The sequence below is a fragment of the Desulfovibrio sp. ZJ746 genome (assembly GCF_011039155.1).
GTDB lineage: Bacteria > Desulfobacterota > Desulfovibrionia > Desulfovibrionales > Desulfovibrionaceae > Desulfovibrio.
Genome location: NZ_JAAKEK010000007.1, coordinates 124,963 through 146,933, shown reverse-complemented (window position 1 = coordinate 146,933; position 21,971 = coordinate 124,963). Strand labels below are relative to the sequence as shown.

Genomic DNA, 21,971 nt, shown 5'->3' with positions numbered 1-21,971 from the left:
GCGCCCCGGGCGGGCGCGGGGCTGGGTGACAGCATGGAACGATGCGGATCTCTGACGGCCTGGGCGGCCCTTTTCGTCCTGGTCCTGACGCTTGCGGGCGCAAGCCCCGCGGGGGCGGCCCCAGAGCGGCCGGACGCCGATGACGGCTGGGTGGTCATGCCGGCGGGCGGGCGCCCGGCCTACATGGGCATCCACGGCGGCACCATGCCGGTGAGCCTGCTGGTGGCCGGCGACGGCGCCTCACTGTTCACCTTCGTGGGCCGCACGGGCAATGACTTTCTCGAGGCCCTGCGCGCCACGGACATGCCGCTCCCGAGCCTGCTCAAGGCCACTGTGGCGCGCTCGCGCGCGGTGACGGGCGGCGCGGCCCTCTTCGCGGGCAACGCCACGAGCAGCCTGCCGGTCATCCCGCTCACCGGCGAGAGCTTCGCCGCCCTGGCCGAGCAGCCGGGCAAGCTCACGCCTTTCGGCCTCTCCGACGAGCCGCTCTCCATCGAGGGCCGGGCCGCGCGCCCCAAGACGCTCTCCCCGGCCAAGACCTACCGCCTCTTCGTGCTCCCGCAATACCTGGAGCCACGGGCAGCGCGCCGCAGCCGCTGACCGCGCCTCCTCTCCCCGCTAGGGCAGCATGGAGAGCGGCACGCGGTACACCCGGTCATTGGGGTTCGTGGCGCCGAAGCTCTCCCAGTGCGAGGCGTCCTTGTCATAGGCCTCGTAGCGGGCGAGCAGCCCCTTGATGCGGCGCACGAAGGCGTCCCGCTGGCCTGTGGACATGTCCTCCCAGTCCTTCCGCGTCATGGAGCCGATGACGCTCTTGTAGGGCAAGTCGGCGAGCACTTCGTCCAAAAGCCCGTTTTCGGCCAGGTTTCGGTCCGGGTGGAGCGAAAACTGGTTGGGGTCGCGGCTCATCTGCGCGGCCGCGGAAAGGATCTGCCCGAAGAGGTCGGCGTCGCCGTTGAGGAAGGCCTGTTCGCTTCCGGCCAGCAGGAGCTTGAGCTGTTTGTAGAGATTGCTGAGCTGGCCCTTGGTGAGCAGCACGGCCGGCTCCACGGCGAGCACCGGCGCGTCGCCCGGGTTGGCGGCGAGCTTGGCGAGGTCGGCGTCGGCGATCCAGGCGTCCACCACCTGCGGCGCCGTGCTCCCCTTGCGGTTGCCGAAAAACTGGAGCTGCATGGCATAGCCCGTGCTTTCGGCGATGCGCCGCGCCTCTTCCTCGGGGCTGAGCTTCGCCTTGGGCGCGCTGATGCGCGAGGGCGCCATGAGCTTGCCCTCGGCCGTGGCCGCCAGCACCTTGCCATACGACTGGGCGAGCACGCGCGCCGCGCTCTCAAAGGCCTTGGCGCCCTTGGCCGGCGTGGCCGCGTCGATGGGGATATAGCTCGCCTGGTTGTCGCTCTGGCGGGTGAGGGTGCGGTAGGCCTCGGCCGCGTAGGGCTGGTTCTGGGCGGTGCGCGGGTTCTTGACGTGCAGCGCGGTGAGGTAGATGCGGTTGGTCTTGAGATAGTCGGCCAGCGCCTCGGGCGAGAAGCCGGTGGCCGAGTCCGGGTCGCCGGCGCCGAGGGGGCCGGCGTCCGTGATCATGAGCATGACGCGGCTGCCGTAGTCCTGCCAGGAAAGGCCGTCCACCGCTGCCTTGACGCCGGCGAAGGCGTCCTCGTTGATGCCGTGGCTCGACACCGTGGCCTCGTCCACCTGCCTGAGCGCTTCCTCCAGGCGCTTGCGGTCCTTGACCGAGGTGAAATCGCAAATGATCTTCGCGGTGTAGCCGAGGCCCGGCGTGCGCTTGGTGCTGCTGCGGAAGGCCACCACGGCGAAGGCCATCTTGTCGGCATAGGGGCTTTTTTCCAGCTCGTCATACAGGCCCTGCACGAGGCGCAGGGTCTCGTCGATATAGGGCTTCATGGAGATGGTGGTGTCGATGACAAAGGCGAAGCCCGTGCGGAAGTCCGCGGCGGCCGGGCTCTTGGCGGCGCCTGCATTGGCTTCGCCGCCGGCCTCCGCGATGCCCGGGTCGATGGAGGCCACCTCGATGAGCCTTGGCCCGTGCTGGCCGTAGAACTGGTCGTCGATGGAGAGCACGGGCAGGAGATAAAAGTTCTTTTCGGCCACGGCCGAGGCCGCGGGCTCGGTGGCGATGACCGGGTAGTCAGCGGGCAGCTCCTTCCCGGAGGCCAGCTCCTGGCGGTAGCCGGCGAGCAGGCCCTTGAGGTCGTCGGCGCGGCAGGCCTGCTCCAGCCCGTCATGGTTGCGGAAAAACAGCACCGGCTCGCGGCCTGTCCTGTCGGTGAGCACCATGGTGATGGCCTGCGGCCATTCGGTGACAAGGGACTTGTCGATCCAGCCGTCGGCCTTGTCGCTGCCCGCGCCCACCTCGAGGCGGTCGCCCTGGCGGTCATAGATATAGAGGGCTGTGAAAGTGGGGATGCTCTCGCGCAGGGTGGCCGCGCCGGCCTCGGGCCCGGCGTAGAGTTTGGCGCCGGGATGCGTGACCACGCGCTGGAACACGCTTTTCTTGCCCTCCTGGAGCAGGGGCTGCGCGGCGCCTGAGGGCGCGGCCGTGAAGCTGAACGCCGCCGCGAGCAGCAGCGGGAAGAGGAGGGCGCGGAAGCGGGAAAATTTCATCATGGGGTGCCTCCACGCGGCAGTGCCGCGTGTCATGGGTCTAGGGCAGTTCCTGGAGCCACGCGCGGGCCTGCGCGTTGCCGGCGGCGGCCTCGCGGTCGAGCCAGGCGCGCAGGCGCGTCTGGGCGTTGAGCGCCTCCTTGGCGACCTTGGGGTCGCTGGCGGCCGCCTTGGCATAGGCGGCATAGGCCGCGGCCGCGTCCTTTTCGATGCTGCCCCACTGGGGTTCGGCCGGGTCAAGGCAGGCCGCATAGGGCATGAAGGCGCCGGGGGCCTCGTTTTCCGCCGCGAAATAATAGAGCCGGTAGACGGCGTCCTGCTCGGCCGGGGTGGCCTTGGGGAGCTCCGCGGCGAGCTTCAGGGCTGCCGCGGCCGTGATGTCCGGCCCGCTGAAAAAGGCGCGCACCTGCTCCTCGGCGGTCTTCTGCGTGGGCGGGAGAGCCGTGGACGGCGCCGCGGCCTCGGGCGCGGGCTTGCCCGAGAGGGCCGCTTCCTCCTCCTGCGCTTTGCTGTCAAAGAATTTCCAAGTTGCCAGGGCGCCGGAGAGGAGCGCGGCCGCAAGCGCCACGAGAAGCACGGGGTTCACGCGCCGGGGCTTGGCGGGCGCTTCCGGCGCGAGCGTCAGCGCCTCTTGGGCGGGAGTTTCGGCCACCGGGGGGTCAACCGGGGCAGGCTCTGGCTCCGGCGCGGGGGGCGCCGGCGGCGCGGGCGGTTCCGGCGCCCTGGGCGCGGGCTTCACGTCTTCGGCCGGCCGCATGCCGGTATTGTCCAGCGCGCCCTCCGGGCTGTAGGTGATGCCCCGCACCTGGAGGCGCGCCTTGAGCGGGTCGCCCTGCTCGGGCTTGAGCGTGACGAGATACTGCTCCAGCGGGTCGAGGGCGTTGACCACCTCGGGCCCGAGCAGCACGGTGAGGCCGCCGTCGGGCGTGGCCTCGGTCTTCACCGGGATGAAGCGCGTCTCGCCCACCCACACGGCGCCCCCGCCGGCGCCCGCAAGCGAGGCCTGGTCGGAAGCGCGGAGCACGGCCATGGAATACGGCCCTGCGGGAAAGTCCGCCTCGCGGCAGGTGAGGACGCCGTGGCCGGCGCCCCTCTCAGTGTCGTCGCTGTAGCTGATCTTCATGGCGTCTACTGGGCGCCGGGCGCCCGGGTTGGAGGATGTCAGGCCGTGGCGCCCGCGGCGGCCGCCGGCGCTTTTGCCGCTTCGTCGCCGAGGCGGCGCAGGATGGCGCCGAGGGCCATGTTTTCTTCCACATTCAGGGTCTGCTCGCCGTCAAAGTCCACATTGCCCATGATGAGCGCGGCGAGCGCGTTGAGCCAGTCCCCGAGCCAGCGCCGCGACCAGGCCGAGCGCGCCTCCCCGAGCTGCGGCACGCCCTCAACGGCGGGCAGCGGCGGGAAGACCACCGCGCTCTTGGAGCCGGGCAGGGCGACGGTGCGCGCCTTTTCGTCATGGGTGCGCGGGTCAAGCCCGAGCCAGTCCACATAGCTGTTCAGGATGCCGGCGGCGATGCCGGCCTCCTTGCGGGCGATGCTCTCCCTGCTTGTGTTGGCATAGGCCGAGGCCCGGCGGAAGGCTTCGGCCATGGCGTCGCGCAGGGCGAGGCGGGCCGCGCCGGTGGAGAGCTCGTTGACGAGGTCGGAAAACTCCTTGCCGGGGAGGAGAAAGTATTTCTGGCTCGCCGCGTCGTCCGCCAGCTGGTGCAGCCGCTCGATCCAGCGGCTTTCCACATAGGCGGCGAAAAAGGCGGCTTCGTCCGCGGGCGCGGCGGCCGATTTGGCCGGTGCCTCGGCAGCTTGCGGGGCGCTTTCGGGCGTGCCGGCAAAGGGGTTCCAGGAGGCCACGTTCACCGTGTCCATGTCCAGCTCGGGCAGGGGCTCGGCCCCGGCCGGTGCCGCGTCCGCAGGCTCGGCGTCCGCCAGCTCGAGGTAGCGGCGCGTGGCCTCGGGGTGCATGTCGGCGATGTCGGCGTCGCTGATGGTCAGGCTGTGCAAGAGCTGGCCCATGCGGCCCTGCTGCGTCTCCAGCTGGCCCAGGCGGTTGAAGAGGTTATGGATGAGCTGGAGCTTCTGCTTGCGGATCTCCTCCCGGTCGTCGGTGCGGTAGAAGGCCGCCAGCCGGCGCTCCACGGCCTCGCGCGTGGCCTGCACGTTCTGGAGCAGCTGGTCGCGCTTGATGTCCGGGTTGCAGAGCGGGCTCAGGCTTTCGCGGATATAGGTGATACCGCCGTCATTGAGCTTCATGGCCTCGTCCCAGGCGCGGGCGGGCTCGCGGAAGTGCGCGGCCACGAGCGGGCTTTGCAAAAAGGCCGACTGGAGCCGCCCCACATAGTCCTGCCGCTCGGGGCGGATGCCCTTTTCCTGGTCGCCGTCGTATTCCATCACCGCGTCAAAGCGGAAATTGGGATTGCGCAAGAGGAAGATGTTATCGAAGCCGCGCTCGGGCGTCCAGTGGGCCGGCCAGTCGTGCTGCTTGCCGAAAAAGTCCAGCAGCGAGGCGTGGAGCCGGTTGTCCCAGCGGCTTTCCAGCGAGGGCGCGCCCTTCTTGTCCTCAAATTCCATGTCGAACTTGGTCAAGATGAAAAAGAGCGAGGGCGGCCGGCCGGCGCGGTCTTCCGGGCGCTCGCCGTGGGTCGTGCGCACCCATTCGTCGATGACGCCGGGGAGATCCTGCACCTCCTGGTTGCTCGGGCCGATGCAGAGCAGCATGCTCGTGAGCTCGCGCTCGGCGCAGTAGCGCTGGAAGAGATAGGCCACCTTGCCGCGCAGGAAGAGCTCCTTGAGCATGCCCTCCTTGCCGAGCTCGCGGCGCACGTCGTCGAGCTTGTAGCGCGAGCGGTAGCCAGGGAAGTCGAGCAGGTCGGTATGGTCGAAATAGGGCGCCGGCTTTTCGCGCATGACGATGGTGAGCTCGGCCGTGAGCGCCGTCACCACCGCGCGGGGGAGACTCGCGTGCACGCCCGCGGGCGTGAGCACGTCGAGCGAGCCCTCGGCCCTGGCCCGCTCGGGGTCGTCCAGCCCGGCGAGCGTCGCCACGTCGATGATGCTCGTGTCGCGCGGGATGAGGGCGTCGAGCGGCAGATACGCGCGTTCCGCATAGCCCAGGGAGTCCAGCGCCTTGAGCAGCTGGCGCAAGAGGTCGGTGAAGGGCGCCACTTCATCCCAAATCAGGGAATAGAGCCGCACGCGGCCCTCGAGGTCGAGCACGGGGCCGAGCGCGAGCGCCTGGTCCCAGTAGGAGCGCTCCAGCTCCTGCACGCGGGCCTTGGCGCGAAAGTCCTTGACCAGATACTCGCGCAGGTCTTCCAGCGCGTCGAGGTCGGCCGAGGGCGAGCCGCTGCCCGCGGGCAGGCTTTGGGCGCGCTGTTTGAGCGCCTTGAGCGTGGCCTCAATGTCGCTTTGCGGGGCCTCCTTGTGCTCGCAGTCCGCATAATAGGTGTTGGCGATGATCTTGACGAGGTCGGTTTCGGACAAAAGGCGGATCTGCACGGGATGGTCCGGCGGCAGGTCTTTCGGCTGCGTCATGGTGAAGCGCGTGACAAGGCCCGTGGATTCCTTGCCGCCCTCGGGGTTGATCTCGCTGATGAAGTCCTTTGTTGCGTTGCCAAACACGGCAAGGAGCGAGTGCCCGGCGTCGCGCGCCAAGGCCGAGATGAGGTAGGACTTGCCCGCCTGGCTCGGCCCGAAAACGCCGGCGCACATCTTGCGCCCGGCCGCGCGCGAGCAGCGCCTGAAGACGCGGGCGGCGCGGCGCAGTTCCTTGAGCAGGCCCTCCTGCTCGCCGCGCACGAGCTCGCCGTTGCGCGAGACCCAGGCGCCGGCGTCGGTGCAGGCCTCAGCGAGGTCGGCGCAATATGTCGCAAGTTCCATGCAAATGCTCCTTTATGCAAGGCCCGGTCATGCGTTCGGGTATTGTGCCTGTGCTGTGTGGGAACGCCGAAATTATCCGTCAAAAACAGCCTTGCTCCAGCCGTTGCGACGAAGGAAGCTACGGATGGAGACAGCAGTTGGCTACCGCGTAGGACAATCAGCGAAACCGCTGTCGCTATCCGTAAGCAGGCAGAGCCTGCTAACGGCTACCGCTTTGGTGCTTGCTGCGTCAGAGAAAAATTTTCTTGGTCGAGTACTTAAGTACACTCCCTGCGAAAATTTTTATCTTCCTTGCAAGCACCAAAAAATCTTATTTTTTAGGATTCTTCCGGCACCAGCACCCGTCTTCCGCTTCGCTCCCGACGGATCTAAGGAGTGTCCCTCACCTCTATCCTGTGTCATAATCTTGCCTATAACCACCGGGGCCGGCGTCCTTGGGAGCCGGGAAAATCCCTGCCTCAGTCGCCGTAGACGATGCCGGTGTCCATCCAGAAGCCCTCGTCCCGGGGCAGCGTCTGGAGGCGCATGTCCAGCACCTTGTTGGGCACGGTGTCGCCGTTGCGGTCGCGGATTTCCTCGATGACGAATTCGCCCTCGCCGGCGCCTCCGTCCGCGCCGGGCGCCGTGGCGCCGTCCTCCTCGGGCAGCACGAGGCGCAGCTTCACGGTGAAGGGCAGGAGGTGCGCGTTTTCGCGCCTGGCGTCGTCATTGACGAATTCGAGGAAGTAATAGCGGGTGGTCGTCCAGCGTTCGGCGTCCAGCTGGCGGAAACCCACGGCCATGGGCCCGCTGAACCTGATCTCGGCCACCGGCGGCTCCACGCTGCGCCGCTCCGGGTCCACCGTGAACCAGACCTTGCTTTTGCGGATCTGGCCGTTGAGCTCCATCTCGCCGATATAGCGCGCCGTGGAGGAGAGGGCGAGCCCGTGCGGGTCGAAAGAGAAGCCCTCGAGCTGGCCCTCGGCGAGCGCGCAGAGGATGGCGCCCACGACCACGGTGGTCTTGGGGTCGGTCATGTTGCCGAGCGCGTCCGAGAAAGGATACCAGCCGCCCACGCGGTAGTCGCCCATGGGGAAGATGCGGCTCGGCGGCACGGGCAGCATGGAGCAGATGGTCTCGGCAATGCCCGGCCAGCGGCTCGGGCGCCCTGTGAGCAGGAGCACGTCGCAGTCGTAGAGGTGGATAACCTCGCAGAGATTGGCGAGCACTTCCTTCAAGGCGGTGCGCACCGTGTCGTCCACGCGGCGCGGCTCCACGCGGATGGGGATGGCGAGCGGGTCGAAATCCGCGGCACCGCCGTGCTCGCGCACATAGTCCGTGAGGTAGCCAAGGGCGGCGGCGCTCGGCATGGGCGCGAGGCCGTCCGCGAACACGGGCGGGGACTCCTGCTCCGCCGGGGCCTTGCCGGCGCGCCCGGTCTTTTTCCCGTCGGGCTCTTCCGCGGGCTTCACGAAGCAGTCCCCCAGGCGGAAGACCGTGCCCGAGCCCGCGCCGCGCATGTCCGCCTGCTCGTAGAGGGAGAGTACGCGCAGGGCCGCCGGCACCGCCACCTGCCGGATGAACTGGATGCGCTGGTTGAGGATCTCCTTGCTGCTGTCCATGGTGTCGCGCCCGAAGAGCGCGGCCAGGGCGGCGCGGGTGTTTTTCACGCCTGCCTCGGCCATGGCCGCGCCGATGGCCTCGAGCACATGCTCGGCCACCACGGCGCGCAGGATGTCGTCGCCGGCGAGGTTGAAGCCGTCGTGGAACTCGGGGTGCGGGGCCATGCGCGGCGTGGCGCCCTCGTCGCTGGCGAGCTCGAAAGTGGTGATGGAGAGGTCGGTGGTGCCGCCGCCGATGTCGATGGTGGCCACGCGCACGCTCGGGGCCTCGCCCCCGCGCCCGGGGAAGGGCCGGGGCCGGCCCATGATCTCGCAGAAAAGCTGCGCGTCGCCCTGGAACTTGCGGGTGATCTCGTTGTAGATGAAGACGAGCTGGGTGCAGGTGGCCTCGTCCCAGTCGCAGCGGATGACCGGGTTGGTGCGGTAGTCCGCGGCCTCGCCGCGGCGCCGCCGCGCCGGGTTCTCCACATAGTACTGGCCCCAGCCGAGCGCCTCCCAGAGCACGTGCACGGCCCACTTGGCCCAGCGCTTGTAGATCTTCTGCTCCGCGATGGGCATGCCGCCGGGCACGGTGAAGATGACCTGCCGAAGGCGCCTTGGCTCGGCCGAGGCCTCGCGGCGGCAGCGCTGGCCGGGCGAATTGATGGTCAGAAGCGCCTGCTGGATGATCTCCACGAGCAGGAACATCATGAGCGAGGAGCGCGTGAAAAGCGACTCGAAGGCGCTTTCGCGCTCCTGCTCGCGGAAGGCGCGGTTGCGCGTGAAGAGCGGGTCGTCCATGCAGCAGAGCGGCGTGCCGCTGGAATTGATGCGCTGGGCGAGCGGCCCGCGCGTCACATAGGGCGCCTTTTCGCTCTTGGTGTTGAAGCGCCACGTGCGCTTCCAGTTGCGCTCGTCCCAGAGATAGCGCTTGGGGCTGGACATGCCCGTGGAGCCCTGCTCGCAGCGCGAAAGCGTGGCCAGGCGCGCGGCCTCGGGCCCGATGCGCACGGGCGAGGGCCACGCGAAAGCCGGGGTGCGCCGCCCCGAGCGCAGGCTCAAGGCGTCGTTGCCGAAGCTGATCTCGGAAAATTCCACGCGCGTCTCAAAGGGCTCGGTGGAGATCCTGTCTGGCTCGTCCATGTCCCGGAGCTGGAGCAGGTAACTGTCGTTGAGGTTGGTGGCGCTCTGGGTGTGCGTTTCCACAAGGATGCCCGTGGTGCGCGAATTGCCGATGTCGAGCACGAGGTCCACGTCCACGCAGTTCTTGGCGTCCGGCCGGATGACGTAGACCTCTGTGGCGCGGATGGCGCGCTCCAGAGCCTCCAGCGTGGTCAGGTAAGAGGCGAGGTGCGCGAACTGCTGCTCCCCGTCCACGGGCGGCCGCCCCTCGCGCTTGCGCCAGGCCTGCCAGAGCTCGCGCAGCCATTCCTCCACCCAGGCCAAGTCCATGAACCACGCATTGTCGCGGAAGCGCCAGGCGAGGCGGAAATGCGCGTTGGCATCCACATCGTCCGGGCTGAGCGCGGCGTACACGTCGCCGGTCTTTTCCTCCACGCCCATGTCAAAGGCCAGCACCACGCGCAAGGTGTCCGGCGCGTCCGGGGCGAGGGAGAGTCGGGCGCGCGCCCAGTTGGTGGGGCCGTACTCGAAGCGGCACTCGCCGCTGTCCGGCCACGTCTGCTCGCGCGTGCGCAAAAAGGGCACGGGTATCCACCGCCCGAGCCAGGGCTGGATGGCCTTTTTGGCCGTGAGCTCGTAGCCGTAGGCACCCACGGTGCGGGAGGGGTCGAGCTCGTCCACGTACTCGCCCTCGGCATTTTTGCGGAAGGCATGCAGGTGCACGCGGCTCTCGCCGCCGGGGCCTGCCTCGGCAAGCTCCTCGAAGCTGTAGCGCACGCTGTCGAGCCCGGAAAGGGGTGCCGCGAAGTCCAGCAACTGCGGGCAGCCGCCGGGGATGAGGCTCACGGGATTCCGATACTGGGGCAAGGGGAACATCGGCTACCTCCCGCAGCTTTCCACGCGGACAAAGGGGATCTCATAGGATTGGCGGCCGCCCTGGGCATCCTTGAAGACCCAGGTGCAGGGCGCGCGCTGTCCCGTGCCCTTGCAGACCATCTCGGCCTGGCCCCAGCGCTCGCCGTCGGTGCAGGCCGCGCCGGACGACGTGACCGAGAGCACGCCCTCTTTCGAGAGCTTGGCCTTGGACGAGCCGATGCACATGCGGCCGCCGATGGAGTCGATGACGCGGCGCTTGCCCGCGCCGCCATTGGCGCCGAAGCAGAAGCATTCCTTGATGATGCGCTTGGAATAGTATTCCGGCCGGGTGCCCTGCCAGCAGCCCTCGAGAAAGTCGAGATTGCCGGTGGCCGCGGCTTCGGGCGGGATGCGCAGCTCCTCGCCGATGGCCGGCTTTTTCTTGCTTTCCTTGGGCTTGGGCTGCTCTTTGGGCTTTTCCTGCTTGGGCTTCTCGGCCTTGGGCTTTTCTTCCTTGGCCGGGGCCTTCTTTTCCTCGGGCTTGGGGGCCGGCTGTTCCTTCACGTCTTCCTTTTTGGCCTGTTCCGGCGCCGGTGTCATGGGCAAAAGCTCGACGATGGTCAACTGGTGCGGGGCGGCTTCCGGCGTTACGGGCGTGGGCGTGACAGGCGTGACGGGCTCCGTCCGCGTGTCCGGCGTCTGCATGCCGGGCAGGGCGATTTGCGGCGTTTCGGGCGCGGCCCCGGCTTTTTGCTGCTCCGGCGTCACGGGAGACGGGGGCGCCTGCGGAGTCTCCGGCGCCGCGGCTTCGGGCACGATGGCCGCCCCTTCCGGGCTCGCCGGCGTGACGGCCTCTTCCACCACGGTGACAGGCACTTGTTCCGCCGCGCCCTGCACCGTGCCCTCGCGCGTGAGCGTCACGCCGAGCTCGGTGCGGATGCTCCCCGGCAGCACTTCGACGATGCGGGTCTGCCGGCCGTCGGGCAGCCTTACGACCGTGCCCGGCACAAGGGCGCGGGGCGTGGCGGGGGCGGGCGCCGGCCGGATATTGGTCAGGGTGTCGGCGGCGAGGCCCGTTTGCGGCCCCAGTAGGCAGAAGGCAAGAAACACCGCAAGGCAAAAGACGATACGCATGCTTGCTCCGGCGGGCGCCGGGGCGCCCTGGATATGCGGGCGCCTAGCGCACCCGGCGGAAATCGGCGTCCCAGCGGGTGCCGTCGTCATTGGTGCCCACGCACTGGCTCTGGCCGCCGGCCGTGGCGCGGCAGTCGATGCTCACGGGCGCGTAGCTGTTGGCCGAATTTTGGCACTGCTGCGGGCCCAGCTCGATGTGGAGCACCCCGTCGCGGAACTGGGCCTTGGCCTCGCCGGTGCAGCGGTCGTGCTGCTCGTGGATGATGCCCTCGCCCATGCCATTTTCGTCAAAGGCGAATTCAAACACCACTCCCTCGCCGGTGCGCTTGTTGGCGAGCCCCGTGTCGCAGCGCCAGCTGCCGGCGAGGAAGGCGGGGTCGCTGGCGTTTTCGGGGATGACGAGCGCATTTTCCGCTTCCGGCGCGGGGGCGGCGGGCTCCACGGGGCGGCAGAGGGCGGCGTGTTCCGTGACGCGCCGGCGCAGGCTGTCGATCTCGGCCGTGCGCTCCTCGATCTCTTTCTGCGGGCTCGCGGGCGCCCGGAGAAAGTCCGGCCCGTCGAGGTGCAGGAAGGCCGTGCCCGAAGGCGCCGGCAGCCCGGCAAAGCTCGTGAAGAGCACGAAGCAGAGGCCGCAGAGGAGCGCCAGCGGCAAAAGCCACCACAGGCAGCCGCCGCGTTTTTGCGGGGGCGGAGCTGCGGGCGGCGTAACGGGTGGGGGCGGCGCTGCGGGGGTTTCGGGCGCCGGCTCGGCCGCGGCCCTGGGCACGGCGAGGCGGCTCAGGCTGGCCGGCTCCACGCCGGGCGTGCCCGGCCCGAAGCCCCAGCAGGTGAACACGGGCTGGTCGCCCACCGCATAGAGCGCGGAATCGTCGGGATAACAGAGCGCGAGCCTCAGGATATTGCCGCGCGTCACCTTGAGCGGGTCCTGCGAATGGATGAGCTCCTCGGCGTAGCGCGAGATCTCGGCGCCCATGTGCGCCAGTTGCGCGCGCGCGGCGTTCCGCTTGTCGGGCGGGAGCTTTGACAGGGGCTGCGCCTCGCCCTGCACGGGCGAATACCAGTCGATGGTGCCGTCGGCCGCGTTTTCCACCGGGCGGGCGAAAAGCAGCACATAGGCGTCGCCGAACTTGCGCAGCAGCATGTCGCGGATCTGCGGAAAGCTCGCGCTGGCGGCGATGCCCTGAAAGGCCAGGGCGTGCATGCCCGCGCGGGGCGTGGAGGCGATACGGGTGCCGCTCATGGGGCCTCCGTGGCGGCCGGCGCCTTCTTCACCTCGATGCCCTGCGCCGCGAGAAAGCGCATGAGGTCCGCGGCGGTGAGGGCGATGGAAGCCTGGCGGTAGCTGCCTTCGTCAAGGGAGATCATGGTATTGATGCCCACCACTTCGCCGCGCTCGTTGACGAGCGGGCCCCCGCTGTTGCCCGGGGAGATGGGCGCCGTATGCACCACGAGCGGCGGCTTGCGGTCGAGCACGGCGCTGACCACGCCCTCGGTGTAGGAAAGCTCGGGCATGGCCGTGAGGTCCTTGCCGGTGAGCAGGCGCCGGTAGGCCGGGTCGTTCTTGCCCACGATGTCGGGGAAGCCCCAGGCGCCCACCTTGTCGGTGCGCCGCGCGCCGTCGGCGAACACGAGCACCGCCGGGTGCGCGCCCGCGGGCGGCTCCACGGCGACGAGGGCATAATCGCCCTGGGCCTTCCCGCTTGCGGCAAGCACGCGTCCGGGCACCGGGCGCCCCAAGGCCTTGCTCGTCACGAGCAGGCCCCCTTGCGCGTTTTCCACCACATGCCGGTTGGTGGCCACGCGCCCCGGGGCCACAAAGAAGCCCGAGCCCGTGGCGCCGTGCCCCTGCCCGTCCACGCTGACGAGGAAGACGCAGGTGTCTTCCACCGCCGAGGGCGTGGCGGCGACCGGGGCGGCAGCGGCCGGAGTGGAGGGGTGGCTGACGGGCGCCGGAGTTTCGCCGGCCGCGCCGGAAGTTTGCGGGTTCTGGGGCGTTGCGGGGGCTGCGGGGGGCGCTGCCGCCGGCTCTGCGCCGTGGAGCTTGGCCTTGGCTGCGCAAGGCTCAAGCGCGAGCAGGGCCGAGAGCGCGTCCCGTTCTTCCGCCAGGGCGGCGAGGCGCGCGCGCAGGGCCGCGTCGGCCTCGAGCCGGGCCTCGTGCGCGGCCCACACGCGCTGGCAGGCCCAAATAAGGGCGGCCAGCAAAAGGAGGCTCACGAGCAGCGGCAGCCACGGCCGCGCTTTCTGGGGGGAATCTTCACTCATGGCGCATGCTCCGGCTCTCAGGCCCGGATGTCCGCAAGGGCTTCGTTGATTTCCTGGGTCTGGCGGCTCGTGACCTCGGCGGCTTCGCTCTTTTCCCGGTCAAGGGCCGCTGTCTTTTGCGTCAGGGCCTGCTTTTTCTGGCGCGCGGCCCGGATGGCCTGGGTTTTCTGCTTCTGCCGGGTGGGGCTTTGCGTGACCGCGCGTTCCTCATTGGCAAAGGCCTGCTCGTACTGCTGGTCGAGATTGCGGGCATGGGTCACGGCATCGCCGAGGAGGGCTATGGCCTCCTCCCGCCCCGAGGAGATCTCGGCGAAGCGCCGGGCCGCGGTTTCGCGGTCGATGGCCTTGGCCTTGATGTCCTTGAGAAGCAGGGCGAATTGCTGGTCATAGCACTGGAGCGAGGTGCGCGCCGCGGCGCTCGTGATGTCGAGGTCGGAAATATCGCCGTCGATGTTCTGGAGATAGGCCGCCATGCGCATGTTGTCGTCGCGCTGGTGCTGGGCCTGGGCGTGGCTCGCGCCCATGATGCCCCCCGCGGCCGCGCCGGAGGCGGCGCCCACGGCGGCGCCCTCCCACTTTCCGCCGCTCAGGAGCAGCCCGAGCAGCGCCCCGCCCAGCGCGCCCAGGGCCGCGCCGCCACCGGCGCCCTTGGCCACGTCGTGCTCTCGCTCGCGCAGGTCCTGGATGGGGCGGTAACAGCCGGGATAGTAGTTGACGGTGGTTTTCTGTTCGCCATAGCGGCTGGCGCAGCCAACGAGGCCGGACAGAAGGAGGGGGATGGGCAGGATCAGGGCGAGCAGACGGCGCATGCGACCTCCCGGATATGCGGCGGACACGCGGTAGACAGGCGGCGGACGGATGGAAGACTGGCGGTACGGGACGCCCGCCCAAGGGCGCCCGCGCAGGGGCGGCTCTTGCCTGTCCCCGCGCATGAAAATCTATGAAGCCAAAAGGCCGCTGTCAAACAGAATTTTCGGCGGCGCAGGGGCGCAGCGGCCCGGGAGGCGGCTTGCCTGACCCGGCATTAGGGGATATGGGAGGGAGGATTTTCCGGCGGCCGCGGCTCCACTCGCCGCGCATCACGCCGCAAGGGGGGAACGCATGGCAATGCGCCTTTCACGCTCCATCGTAGGCGAGGCCGAGGCCCGCGCCGTGGCCCGCGTCATCGAGGAGGACGGCTACCTCGGCATGGGCGCGGAGACCCGGCGCTTTGAGGAGGAGGTCGCCGCGTATCTCGGCGTCGCGCCTTGGCAGGTGGTGAGCGCCAATTCGGGCACGGCCGCCCTGCACCTCGCGGTATTCGCGGCCTTGCAGGGCGCCGGCGCGGCGCCGGGCGCGCCCGAGGTGCTGGTGCCCTCCCTGACCTTCGTGGCCTCGTTCCAGGCCGTGCTCGCGGCCGGCTGCGTGCCCGTGGCCTGCGACGTGCTCCTCGAGACCGGCACCCTCGATGTTGCCGACGCCGGGCGCCGCATCACCCCGCGCACCATCGCGGTGATGCCCGTGGATTATGCGAGCAACCCCTGGCACCTCGACGAGACCTACGATTTCGCGCGCCGCCATGGCCTGCGCGTGGTGGAGGACGCGGCCCACGCTTTCGGCTGCCGCCACCACGGCCGCAAGATCGGCTCCTTCGGGGATCTTGTCTGCTTCAGCTTTGACGGCATCAAGAACATCACCTGCGGCGAGGGCGGCTGCCTCGTGGCCTTTGACGAGGAATCGGCCCGCATCGCCGCGGACGCGCGCCTGCTCTCCGTGGAGGGCGATACAGAGAAGCGCTTTTCCGGCGCCCGCTCGTGGGACCCGGACGTGAAGCTGCCCGGCTGGCGCTACCACATGAGCAACATCATGGCGGCCATCGGGCGCACCCAGCTCGCCCGGCTGGAGAGCGAGTTCATCCCGGCACGGCGCGAGCTCGCCAAGCTCTATGCCGAGCGCCTTTCGGGCCTTGCCGGCGTGGCGCTTTTGCGGACTGACTCGCGGGACTTCATCGTGCCCCACATCATGCCCGTGCGCATCCTCGGCGGCCGCAAGGACGCCGTGGTGGCGGCGCTCCAGGCCGAGGGCATCCCCACCGGCGTCCACTACAAGCCCAACCACCTGCTCACGCTCTTCGGCGGCGGCCGCGAGCACCTCAACGCCACGGAAGAACTCTATGCCGAGCTCGTGACGCTGCCGCTGCATCCGGGCCTTTCCGCAGAAGATGTGGAACGCGTCTGCGCGGCGCTCGCCCGCGCGCTGGAGAACGCATGAACGCGCAAAATCCGGCGACTCTCCCCCAACCAGCCCCGCGCCCCGCGCCGCTGCTCGCCCTCGTCGTGCCCTGCTACAATGAGGAGGCAACCCTGCCGCGCACCATGGACGCGCTCTCGCGCCTCCTCGCGGACTGCAAGGCCCGGGGTCTCGCGCAGCCTGAAAGTTACGCCCTCTATGTGGATGACGGCAGCCGCGACGCCACATGGGCCCTCATCGAGCGCCGCCACGCCGAAGACCCGTCCTTGCGGGGCGTCAAGTTCGCGGGCAACGCCGGCCACCAGAACGCGGTCTGGGCCGGCATGGCGACAGCCCGGGACTGGGGCGCGGACTGCATCATCAGCCTCGACGCCGATCTGCAGGACGATATTTCCGTCATCCCGGAGATGCTGGCCCGCTATGCCGAAGGCTGCGACATCGTCTACGGCGTCCGCGCGAGCCGCAGCACGGACACGCCCTTCAAGCGCGAGACGGCCCGCTGTTTTTACGCCCTGATGCGCAAGCTCAACGTGTCTATCATCCCGGATCACGCGGATTACCGCCTGGTGGCGCGCCCGGTGCTCACGGCGCTTGCGGGCTATGGAGAGCAATCGCTCTTTTTGCGCGGGCTCTTCCCCACCATGGGCTTCAAGACCGCCACGGTGCGCTATGCGCGCAAGGCGCGCGAGGCCGGGGAGAGCAAGTATCCGCTGCGCAAGATGCTCTCTTTCGCGTGGCGGGGCATCACCTCCTGCAGCGCGGCGCCGCTGCGCGTGGCCGGGCTCATGAGCCTCGCCTGCATGCTGGCCGCGCTCCTGCTCTGCGGCGTGACCCTCTGGAAATACGCCATGGGCGAGACCGTGCAGGGCTGGACATCGCTCATCATCGTGACCCTGTTGCTCGGCTCGGTGCAGTTGTTCTGCCTCGCCGTCATGGGCGAATATATCGCCAAGATCTTCACCGAGGTGCGGCACCGGCCGCGCTACATCGTGGAAAAAACCCTCTGAGCCCGCGCCCGCTGCGCGCCCCGCCCCGGGAGAGCCATGCCCCTGCCCCCCCTGCATGCGCCCACTTTTGATGACTTGCGCGCCCTTGTGCGCCGGCTGCTCGCGCGCCGCTGGATGCGCTTCTGCATCGTGGGCGGGACGGCCTCGCTGGTGTACTATTTTTCCGGCCTCTTCTTCGTGAGCCTGCTCGGGCTCCCGGTGCTCGCGGGCAACGCGCTGGCTTTCCTGGCCGGTTTCGTGGTTTCCTATCTCGGCCAGGCCCTCTGGACCTTTCAGGCACAGGCCAGCCACCGCACCATGCTGCCGCGCTTCGCGGCCACACAGGGCGTGGGCCTCGTGCTCAATTCCGCCCTTATCTGGGTGTTCATGCGCGCGGGCCTGGGCTATCCCGTGGCCATGTGGGCGGCCATCGCGGCCGTGCCCGTGGCCGTGTACTTCATCTGCAAGCTCTGGGTGTTCCGCCCGTGAGCGCGCCCGGGGGAAACATGCCGCCCGCCGTTTCCGTCATCATGAATTGCCTCAATTGCGCGCGCGACGTGGGTGCCGCGCTCGAAAGCGTGCGCCGCCAGACCTTTCAGGACCTGGAGATCATCTTCTGGGACAATGGCTCCACGGACGAAAGCGCGGCCATCGCCAAAGCCTATGGGCCGCAATTGCGCTATTTTTACGGGGCAGAGACCGTGCCGCTGGGCGCCGCGCGCAACCTGGCGCTCGCCGAGGCGGCCGGCCGCTATGTGGCCTTCCTCGACTGCGACGACCTTTGGCGGCCCACCAAGCTCGAAAAGCAGGTGGCGCTCTTCGAGGCCAATGCGCGCGTGGGCCTCGTGTGCACGGATACGGAAATCGTGGACGGCGGGCGCGTGCTCGCGCGCGTGTTCGCGCAAAGCGCGCCCGGGCGGGGCATGGCCTTTGCGGAGCTCATGGCCAGGCAGTGGATCTCCATGTCCTCGGCCATGGTGCGCCGCGAGGCTCTGGAACGCGTGGCGTGCGGGCTCGGGGCTGGTTCGGGCTGCGCCGGCCGCTGGTTCGACGAGACCCTGAACGTCTGTGAGGAGGCCGACCTCTTCTACCGCATCGCGCACGACTGGGAGCTGGACTATATCGATGAGCCGCTCACGGTCTGGCGGGTGCATGGCGGCAACACCACCTTCCGCAAGTTCGGCCAGTTCGCTGACGAGACCCTGCGCATCCTCGAGAAGCACCGCCAGCTCTACCCGGGCTATGACGCGGAGCACGTGGAGCTCGTGGCCCTGCTGACGCGGCGCGCGGCCTTCCAGAAGGGCGTGGCCCTGTGGCGGGAGGGGCGCAACGCCGAGGCCCGCGAGGTCGTCCGCCCATGGCGCGCAAGCTCGCCCAAGTACCGCCTGTTCTGGGCCGCGACCTATTTGCCCGGAAGCTGCTTTGACCTGGCCGCGCGGGCGTATTTCGCGCTGCCCGCCTTCCTGCGCCGCTGAGGCGGTCGTCCCCTACACTTGCCCGGGCAGTTCTACGAGCCGGGCGGCGCTCCAGGCGAGGCAGCCCGCGGCCATGGCTTTCAGGGGCAGGGCATCGTCATCAATACGGAGCAGTTCCGCCTCATCAGCATGCGCCCGGCGCAGGGCTTCTGCCCTGTCGCGCGGAAATTCCCCCCTCCTTAAATAGATGATGCCCTGCAACGCCCGCAAAAAAGACTTGCGCAGGCTGTGCAGGGCGTTTGCGGCCGCTTCGGCGTCGAGTTTGTCGCCTGACAGCAGAAGTTGCGCGGCCTCGTGGTAGAGCGCGCCCACGGCCGTGCGCACGCCCAAAAGGATGTCGGCCTGCGTGATGGGCGGCAGGAGCGGCGCAAGCTCGCCGTGCCAGGCGTCCATATCCTGCGCGAAGGCGAAGAGCTCGAAAACCGGCCACGCGGCAAGCTCCGCCGCGCCCGCCACAAAGCCCGCGGCCTTTTCCCCTGCCGGCAGGGCGTCCAGCACGGCCCGCACTGCCGCCACATCTTGGGTGGCGAGCCTGTCAAGGATGACGCAGATGTCGATGTCGCTCGCTTCCGTGGCCTCGCCGCGCCGGTAGCTGCCCTGCAGGCCCACGAAGCGCAACCTCGGGCCCAAGGCCTGTTTCAGCGCCTCCACGGCGGCGGGCATCCATGTGGCGGCGTCTATCACGGCTCCCCCGGTGAAGTCAGGCGGGACGGCGGCTAGAAATTGGCCGGCTGGCCTTCCACGGCCTCGGCCAGCTCGCGCAGGGCGGCGAGGCTCGATTCCGCCTCTTCGGGCGTCAGGGAATGGAGCGCAAAGCCCGCGTGAACAATGACATAGTCGCCCACCTTGGGCGGCTCGGGCAACAGCATGGTGGAGGCGGAGAGAAAGGTGGAGCTTTCGCCCACGCGCACGCGGGCCATGTCGGAGGGCTCAAGCGCGACGATCTGGGCGGGGATGGCAAGGCACATGAAAAACCTCCTCGGGGTTCAGTCTCAGGCGGAGAAAATAAGCATGCCCCGGCCCATGCACAAGGGGCGGCGATGTTCCGGGGCCGGGCGGTTCTTTCCTCCCTTTGCCTTGCGCGAGCCCGGGCGCCCGGGCTGAAAAATCGGGCGCGACGCCGCTGACAAAAAGGGCGGGGCCGAAGCCCCGCCTGCCAGCGGGAGACAAACTCCGCTTCGCAGAGTTTGCGCCGTCTCAGCCGCAAGGCGGCTGGACGGAAAGACACGAAAATCGCTCGGTTAACGGCGCGGCAAAGCCGCGACCTCCTCGCAATTTTCGGGGCTGCTGACTTTGTCAGCAGCCAGAAGGGCGGGACCGAAGCCCCGCCCTTCTCTGTTCTCAATGCCGGCCGTTCTTGCCCTTCTTTTTGTCGGGGTAGAGGATATAGTTCCAGTACAGGACATAGAGCGGGAGCACCACGAACATCATGATGTACGCCCAGTTCTTGGTGTACAGGAAGTAGCTGTAAAAGGTGGGGAATTCCATGGGCTTCTCCTTGTCCCGGGCCTAGTGCTCTTCGCCCTTGAAGTCGGGGTGTTCGTAGAGCACGGGCATGTTGTAGACGATGAAGCGGTAGGCGGTGACGATCATGGTCACCACGAAGATGGAGATGCAGATTTCCCAGATGCTCGGGAAATAGCGCTCCGCCGAGGGGAGTTGCCAGTTGAAGGCGATCATGGAGACATTGAAGCGGTTGAGCACGATGCCGGCCACGGCGAGCACCGAGGTCAGGCGGCACAGGCCCACATTGCCGTCGCGCGCGCCCTTGGCGTAGAGCAGGGCCGGCAGAAGCACGAAGCCGAACATCTCCACCAGCCACCACGCGCCCCAGCCGGTGCCGAGCCACGGCAGGTTGGCCTGGACGAGCATGTCGATGAACTTGAGCATGAAGTAGGCGAAGAGGATGAACGACGCCGCTCGGGCGAAGCTCAGCACCACGCCGTCGGCCTCGCGCAGGTGGGTGGCGTCCATGTACTGGTGCACGCCCTTGTGCGCGAAAAGGCCCTCGAAGATGACCATGCTCGCGCCCGCGGCCATGGAGCTCACGAAGAAGAACATGGGCATGAAAGGCGAATACCACAGCGGATGGAGCTTCCCGGGCGCGATGAGGTAGAGCGAGCCCAGCGAGGACTGGTGCAGCGTGGAGAGGGTCACGCCGAAGATGGTCAGGAGGATGGTCACGCGGATGACGATCTTGCGGCAGGTCAAGAGCCATGGGAACTTCTGCGCGAGCCATTCCATGGGCGCCACGGAGAACTCGATGAAGAGCACCGTGAGGTAGGTCGCCACGCACAGGCCCACTTCAAAGAGCACCGAAGTGGTGCCGGGGAAGAAGAACATGTAGGGCAGCCTGAGCGGATGGCCCAGGTCATAGAGCAGGGCCACGACCACGAAGGCGTAGCCCAAAAAGGCCGTGGTCACGGCCGGGCGCACCGCCGAGTGGAAGTGCTTCATGCCCATGACATAGCAGGCCACGGTGGTGAAGTAGCCGCCCGCCGCGAGGCACACGCCGCAAAGCAGGTCAAAGCCGATCCACAGCCCCCAGGGCTGGGCCTCGGTCAGGTTGGTCACCGAGCCGATGCCCACGGTGAAGCGGATGACCGTGATGACAAAGCCCACGGCCAGGATGATCCAGGTGATGATGTTGCCCGGCGTTCTGGAGAGCAGGGGCTCGAGATTGAAGAGCTTGTCCTTGGTGGGAATGATGATGCCGTGGGTGTCCATCTACTTCTCCTCCCCATGCCCGTCGCCGGAGTTCTGGGCCTCGCGGGCCTTGAGCGTCTCGGTCATGGCCTGGCGCGCGCGCTCGGCCGCGCCTTCGCCCTCGGTCTCGCCGATCTTGCGCACGGCGGCGTCCACGGCGGCGGCGAGGTCGTCCTTGGCATCCTTGATGATCTTTTCCTGCTCAAGCTTTGCCATGGCCTCGCGGCGCTTGGTCATGGCCCAGGCCCCGCCGAAGAGGACGGGCCAGAAGGCCACGATCATGGGCACGGCGCCGAGCGCCCCGTAGGTGAGCTGCCCCATGGGCTGGGAGCCGAGGTGCGTGTCCAGCCCGAGCTGCTTGAACTCGGCGCCCGCGCCCTCAGGGTCGTCCACGGGCACGGGCGCGCCGCCCGCGGCGGGCGCCAGCACCATCCAGGCCGTGCCGCCCGCGTCGTACTCGCCATAGAGGTAGTCCACATAGCGGCCCGGGTTTTCGGCCATGCGCGCGCGGGCGATCTTGATGAGGTCGCTCCTGCGGCCGAAGGTGATGGCGTCCACAGGGCAGGCTTCCACGCAGCCGGGGAGCTTGCCTTCCTTGAGCCTCGGCTCGCAGAAGGTGCACTTCTGCACCAGCGGGTCCCACGCGAGGTCGTACTGGAAGCCGGGCACATAGAAGGGGCAGGCCACCATGCAGTAGCGGCAGCCCACGCACTGCGAGCCGTCATAGACCACGGCGCCGTTGGGCAACTTGCTGAAGCAGCGCGCGAAGCAGGCCGAGGCGCAGGCCGGGTCATTGCAGTGGAAGCACTGGAGCTTGCGGAAGTACGGCTTGCCGTTGACTTCGTACTTGTTGACCACCGTCCATTCATAGGCCGTGGTGTGGCGCTTCTTTTCCGTCACCGAAAGGTCGGTGAAGGGCACTTTGGGCTCGGGCAGGTTGTTCACCTTTTGGCACGCGGCCTCGCAGCGGCGGCAGCCGATGCACCGCGTGGTGTCGTGCAGCACGCCCCAGCTGTCGGGATAATAGGGGAAGCTCGCCGGGGAGGCCTCGGCGACCTTTGCCGAACCCAGCGCCGAGACCACGCCGGCGCTGCCGAGAATGGTGAGGAATTTTCTGCGGTTCATGGTTC

18 protein-coding genes are annotated in these 21,971 nt (G+C 68.4%); 5 read left to right on the top strand and 13 right to left on the bottom strand.

Annotated features, from left to right (window positions below; all coding sequences use genetic code 11):
• The first annotated feature begins 33 nt into the window (after positions 1-33).
• Complete coding sequence (locus G7Y54_RS11135; protein ID WP_165079292.1) at positions 34-600, top strand: hypothetical protein; 567 nt, start codon at positions 34-36, stop codon at positions 598-600.
• 18 nt (positions 601-618) lie between these two features.
• Here G7Y54_RS11135 and G7Y54_RS11130 read toward each other — a convergent pair whose 3' ends face one another.
• The 8 genes from G7Y54_RS11130 to G7Y54_RS11095 all read right to left on the bottom strand — a co-directional run bounded on the left by G7Y54_RS11130 (position 619) and on the right by G7Y54_RS11095 (position 14,254).
• Positions 619-2,625 (bottom strand): vWA domain-containing protein, encoded by a 2,007-nt coding sequence (locus G7Y54_RS11130; protein WP_165079293.1) that lies wholly within the window; start codon positions 2,623-2,625, stop codon positions 619-621.
• Between the two features lie 37 nt (positions 2,626-2,662).
• The gene (locus G7Y54_RS11125; RefSeq protein ID WP_165079294.1) at positions 2,663-3,745 is read right to left on the bottom strand and encodes a hypothetical protein; all 1,083 of its coding nucleotides are present in this window, start codon (positions 3,743-3,745) and stop codon (positions 2,663-2,665) included.
• 38 nt (positions 3,746-3,783) lie between these two features.
• Positions 3,784-6,492, bottom strand: a complete 2,709-nt coding sequence (locus tag G7Y54_RS11120) for a virulence factor SrfC family protein (protein ID WP_165079295.1) — start codon at positions 6,490-6,492, stop codon at positions 3,784-3,786.
• A gap of 458 nt (positions 6,493-6,950) precedes the next feature.
• Positions 6,951-10,070, bottom strand: a complete 3,120-nt coding sequence (locus G7Y54_RS11115; protein WP_165079296.1) for a virulence factor SrfB — start codon at positions 10,068-10,070, stop codon at positions 6,951-6,953.
• A gap of 3 nt (positions 10,071-10,073) precedes the next feature.
• Positions 10,074-11,183, bottom strand: a complete 1,110-nt coding sequence (locus G7Y54_RS11110; protein WP_165079297.1) for a hypothetical protein — start codon at positions 11,181-11,183, stop codon at positions 10,074-10,076.
• 43 nt (positions 11,184-11,226) lie between these two features.
• Positions 11,227-12,423: a hypothetical protein gene (locus G7Y54_RS11105; RefSeq protein ID WP_165079298.1), complete on the bottom strand. Its 1,197-nt coding sequence runs from the start codon at positions 12,421-12,423 to the stop codon at positions 11,227-11,229.
• A complete protein-coding gene (locus G7Y54_RS11100; RefSeq protein WP_165079299.1) occupies positions 12,420-13,445 on the bottom strand; it encodes a serine protease in 1,026 nt (341 codons plus the stop codon). Before G7Y54_RS11100 ends, G7Y54_RS11105 begins: the two co-directional genes overlap by 4 nt.
• Before the next feature lie 17 nt (positions 13,446-13,462).
• On the bottom strand, positions 13,463-14,254 hold the full coding sequence (locus G7Y54_RS11095; protein WP_165079300.1) for a hypothetical protein: 792 nt from the start codon (positions 14,252-14,254) through the stop codon (positions 13,463-13,465).
• 292 nt (positions 14,255-14,546) lie between these two features.
• Between G7Y54_RS11095 and G7Y54_RS11090 the strand changes: the two genes are divergently transcribed.
• From G7Y54_RS11090 to G7Y54_RS11075, 4 genes are read left to right on the top strand one after another with little or no spacing between them, the layout of a single operon-like run.
• Positions 14,547-15,695 carry a DegT/DnrJ/EryC1/StrS family aminotransferase gene (locus G7Y54_RS11090; RefSeq protein WP_165079301.1) on the top strand — a complete coding sequence of 383 codons (1,149 nt, stop codon included), beginning with the start codon at positions 14,547-14,549 and terminating at the stop codon, positions 15,693-15,695.
• Positions 15,692-16,681: a glycosyltransferase family 2 protein gene (locus G7Y54_RS11085; protein ID WP_165079302.1), complete on the top strand. Its 990-nt coding sequence runs from the start codon at positions 15,692-15,694 to the stop codon at positions 16,679-16,681. The genes G7Y54_RS11090 and G7Y54_RS11085 overlap by 4 nt, the downstream gene beginning before the upstream one ends.
• 36 nt (positions 16,682-16,717) lie before the next feature.
• Positions 16,718-17,149 carry a GtrA family protein gene (locus tag G7Y54_RS11080; RefSeq protein ID WP_165079303.1) on the top strand — a complete coding sequence of 144 codons (432 nt, stop codon included), beginning with the start codon at positions 16,718-16,720 and terminating at the stop codon, positions 17,147-17,149.
• A 17-nt stretch (positions 17,150-17,166) separates the two neighbouring features.
• Entirely contained in the window at positions 17,167-18,135 is a 969-nt protein-coding gene (locus tag G7Y54_RS11075; RefSeq protein WP_165079304.1) for a glycosyltransferase, read from the top strand.
• A 12-nt stretch (positions 18,136-18,147) separates the two neighbouring features.
• Here the strand turns inward: G7Y54_RS11075 and G7Y54_RS11070 are convergent, their stop codons facing one another.
• The 5 genes from G7Y54_RS11070 to hmcB form a co-directional block, all read right to left on the bottom strand.
• Positions 18,148-18,819, bottom strand: coding sequence for a nucleotidyltransferase domain-containing protein (locus G7Y54_RS11070; protein WP_165079305.1), 672 nt, complete (start codon positions 18,817-18,819; stop codon positions 18,148-18,150).
• Positions 18,820-18,851: 32 nt separating this feature from the next.
• The gene (locus tag G7Y54_RS11065; RefSeq protein WP_165079306.1) at positions 18,852-19,103 is read right to left on the bottom strand and encodes a HypC/HybG/HupF family hydrogenase formation chaperone; all 252 of its coding nucleotides are present in this window, start codon (positions 19,101-19,103) and stop codon (positions 18,852-18,854) included.
• A gap of 373 nt (positions 19,104-19,476) precedes the next feature.
• On the bottom strand, positions 19,477-19,623 hold the full coding sequence (locus G7Y54_RS11060) for a hypothetical protein (protein ID WP_165079307.1): 147 nt from the start codon (positions 19,621-19,623) through the stop codon (positions 19,477-19,479).
• 21 nt (positions 19,624-19,644) lie between these two features.
• Positions 19,645-20,862: a sulfate respiration complex protein HmcC gene (gene hmcC, locus G7Y54_RS11055; protein ID WP_165079308.1), complete on the bottom strand. Its 1,218-nt coding sequence runs from the start codon at positions 20,860-20,862 to the stop codon at positions 19,645-19,647.
• Positions 20,863-21,966 (bottom strand): sulfate respiration complex iron-sulfur protein HmcB, encoded by a 1,104-nt coding sequence (gene hmcB / locus G7Y54_RS11050; protein WP_165079309.1) that lies wholly within the window; start codon positions 21,964-21,966, stop codon positions 20,863-20,865.
• Between the last annotated feature and the right edge of the window lie 5 nt (positions 21,967-21,971).

Coding starts and splice junctions, on each gene's coding strand:
- G7Y54_RS11135 (WP_165079292.1), top strand. CDS start 34: ATGGAACGATGCGGATCTCTGACGGCCTGGGCGGCCCTTTTCGTCCTG.
- G7Y54_RS11130 (WP_165079293.1), bottom strand. CDS start 2,625: ATGATGAAATTTTCCCGCTTCCGCGCCCTCCTCTTCCCGCTGCTGCTC.
- G7Y54_RS11125 (WP_165079294.1), bottom strand. CDS start 3,745: ATGAAGATCAGCTACAGCGACGACACTGAGAGGGGCGCCGGCCACGGC.
- G7Y54_RS11120 (WP_165079295.1), bottom strand. CDS start 6,492: ATGGAACTTGCGACATATTGCGCCGACCTCGCTGAGGCCTGCACCGAC.
- G7Y54_RS11115 (WP_165079296.1), bottom strand. CDS start 10,070: ATGTTCCCCTTGCCCCAGTATCGGAATCCCGTGAGCCTCATCCCCGGC.
- G7Y54_RS11110 (WP_165079297.1), bottom strand. CDS start 11,183: ATGCGTATCGTCTTTTGCCTTGCGGTGTTTCTTGCCTTCTGCCTACTG.
- G7Y54_RS11105 (WP_165079298.1), bottom strand. CDS start 12,423: ATGAGCGGCACCCGTATCGCCTCCACGCCCCGCGCGGGCATGCACGCC.
- G7Y54_RS11100 (WP_165079299.1), bottom strand. CDS start 13,445: ATGAGTGAAGATTCCCCCCAGAAAGCGCGGCCGTGGCTGCCGCTGCTC.
- G7Y54_RS11095 (WP_165079300.1), bottom strand. CDS start 14,254: ATGCGCCGTCTGCTCGCCCTGATCCTGCCCATCCCCCTCCTTCTGTCC.
- G7Y54_RS11090 (WP_165079301.1), top strand. CDS start 14,547: ATGGCAATGCGCCTTTCACGCTCCATCGTAGGCGAGGCCGAGGCCCGC.
- G7Y54_RS11085 (WP_165079302.1), top strand. CDS start 15,692: ATGAACGCGCAAAATCCGGCGACTCTCCCCCAACCAGCCCCGCGCCCC.
- G7Y54_RS11080 (WP_165079303.1), top strand. CDS start 16,718: ATGCCCCTGCCCCCCCTGCATGCGCCCACTTTTGATGACTTGCGCGCC.
- G7Y54_RS11075 (WP_165079304.1), top strand. CDS start 17,167: ATGCCGCCCGCCGTTTCCGTCATCATGAATTGCCTCAATTGCGCGCGC.
- G7Y54_RS11065 (WP_165079306.1), bottom strand. CDS start 19,103: ATGTGCCTTGCCATCCCCGCCCAGATCGTCGCGCTTGAGCCCTCCGAC.
- G7Y54_RS11060 (WP_165079307.1), bottom strand. CDS start 19,623: ATGGAATTCCCCACCTTTTACAGCTACTTCCTGTACACCAAGAACTGG.
- hmcC (WP_165079308.1), bottom strand. CDS start 20,862: ATGGACACCCACGGCATCATCATTCCCACCAAGGACAAGCTCTTCAAT.
- hmcB (WP_165079309.1), bottom strand. CDS start 21,966: ATGAACCGCAGAAAATTCCTCACCATTCTCGGCAGCGCCGGCGTGGTC.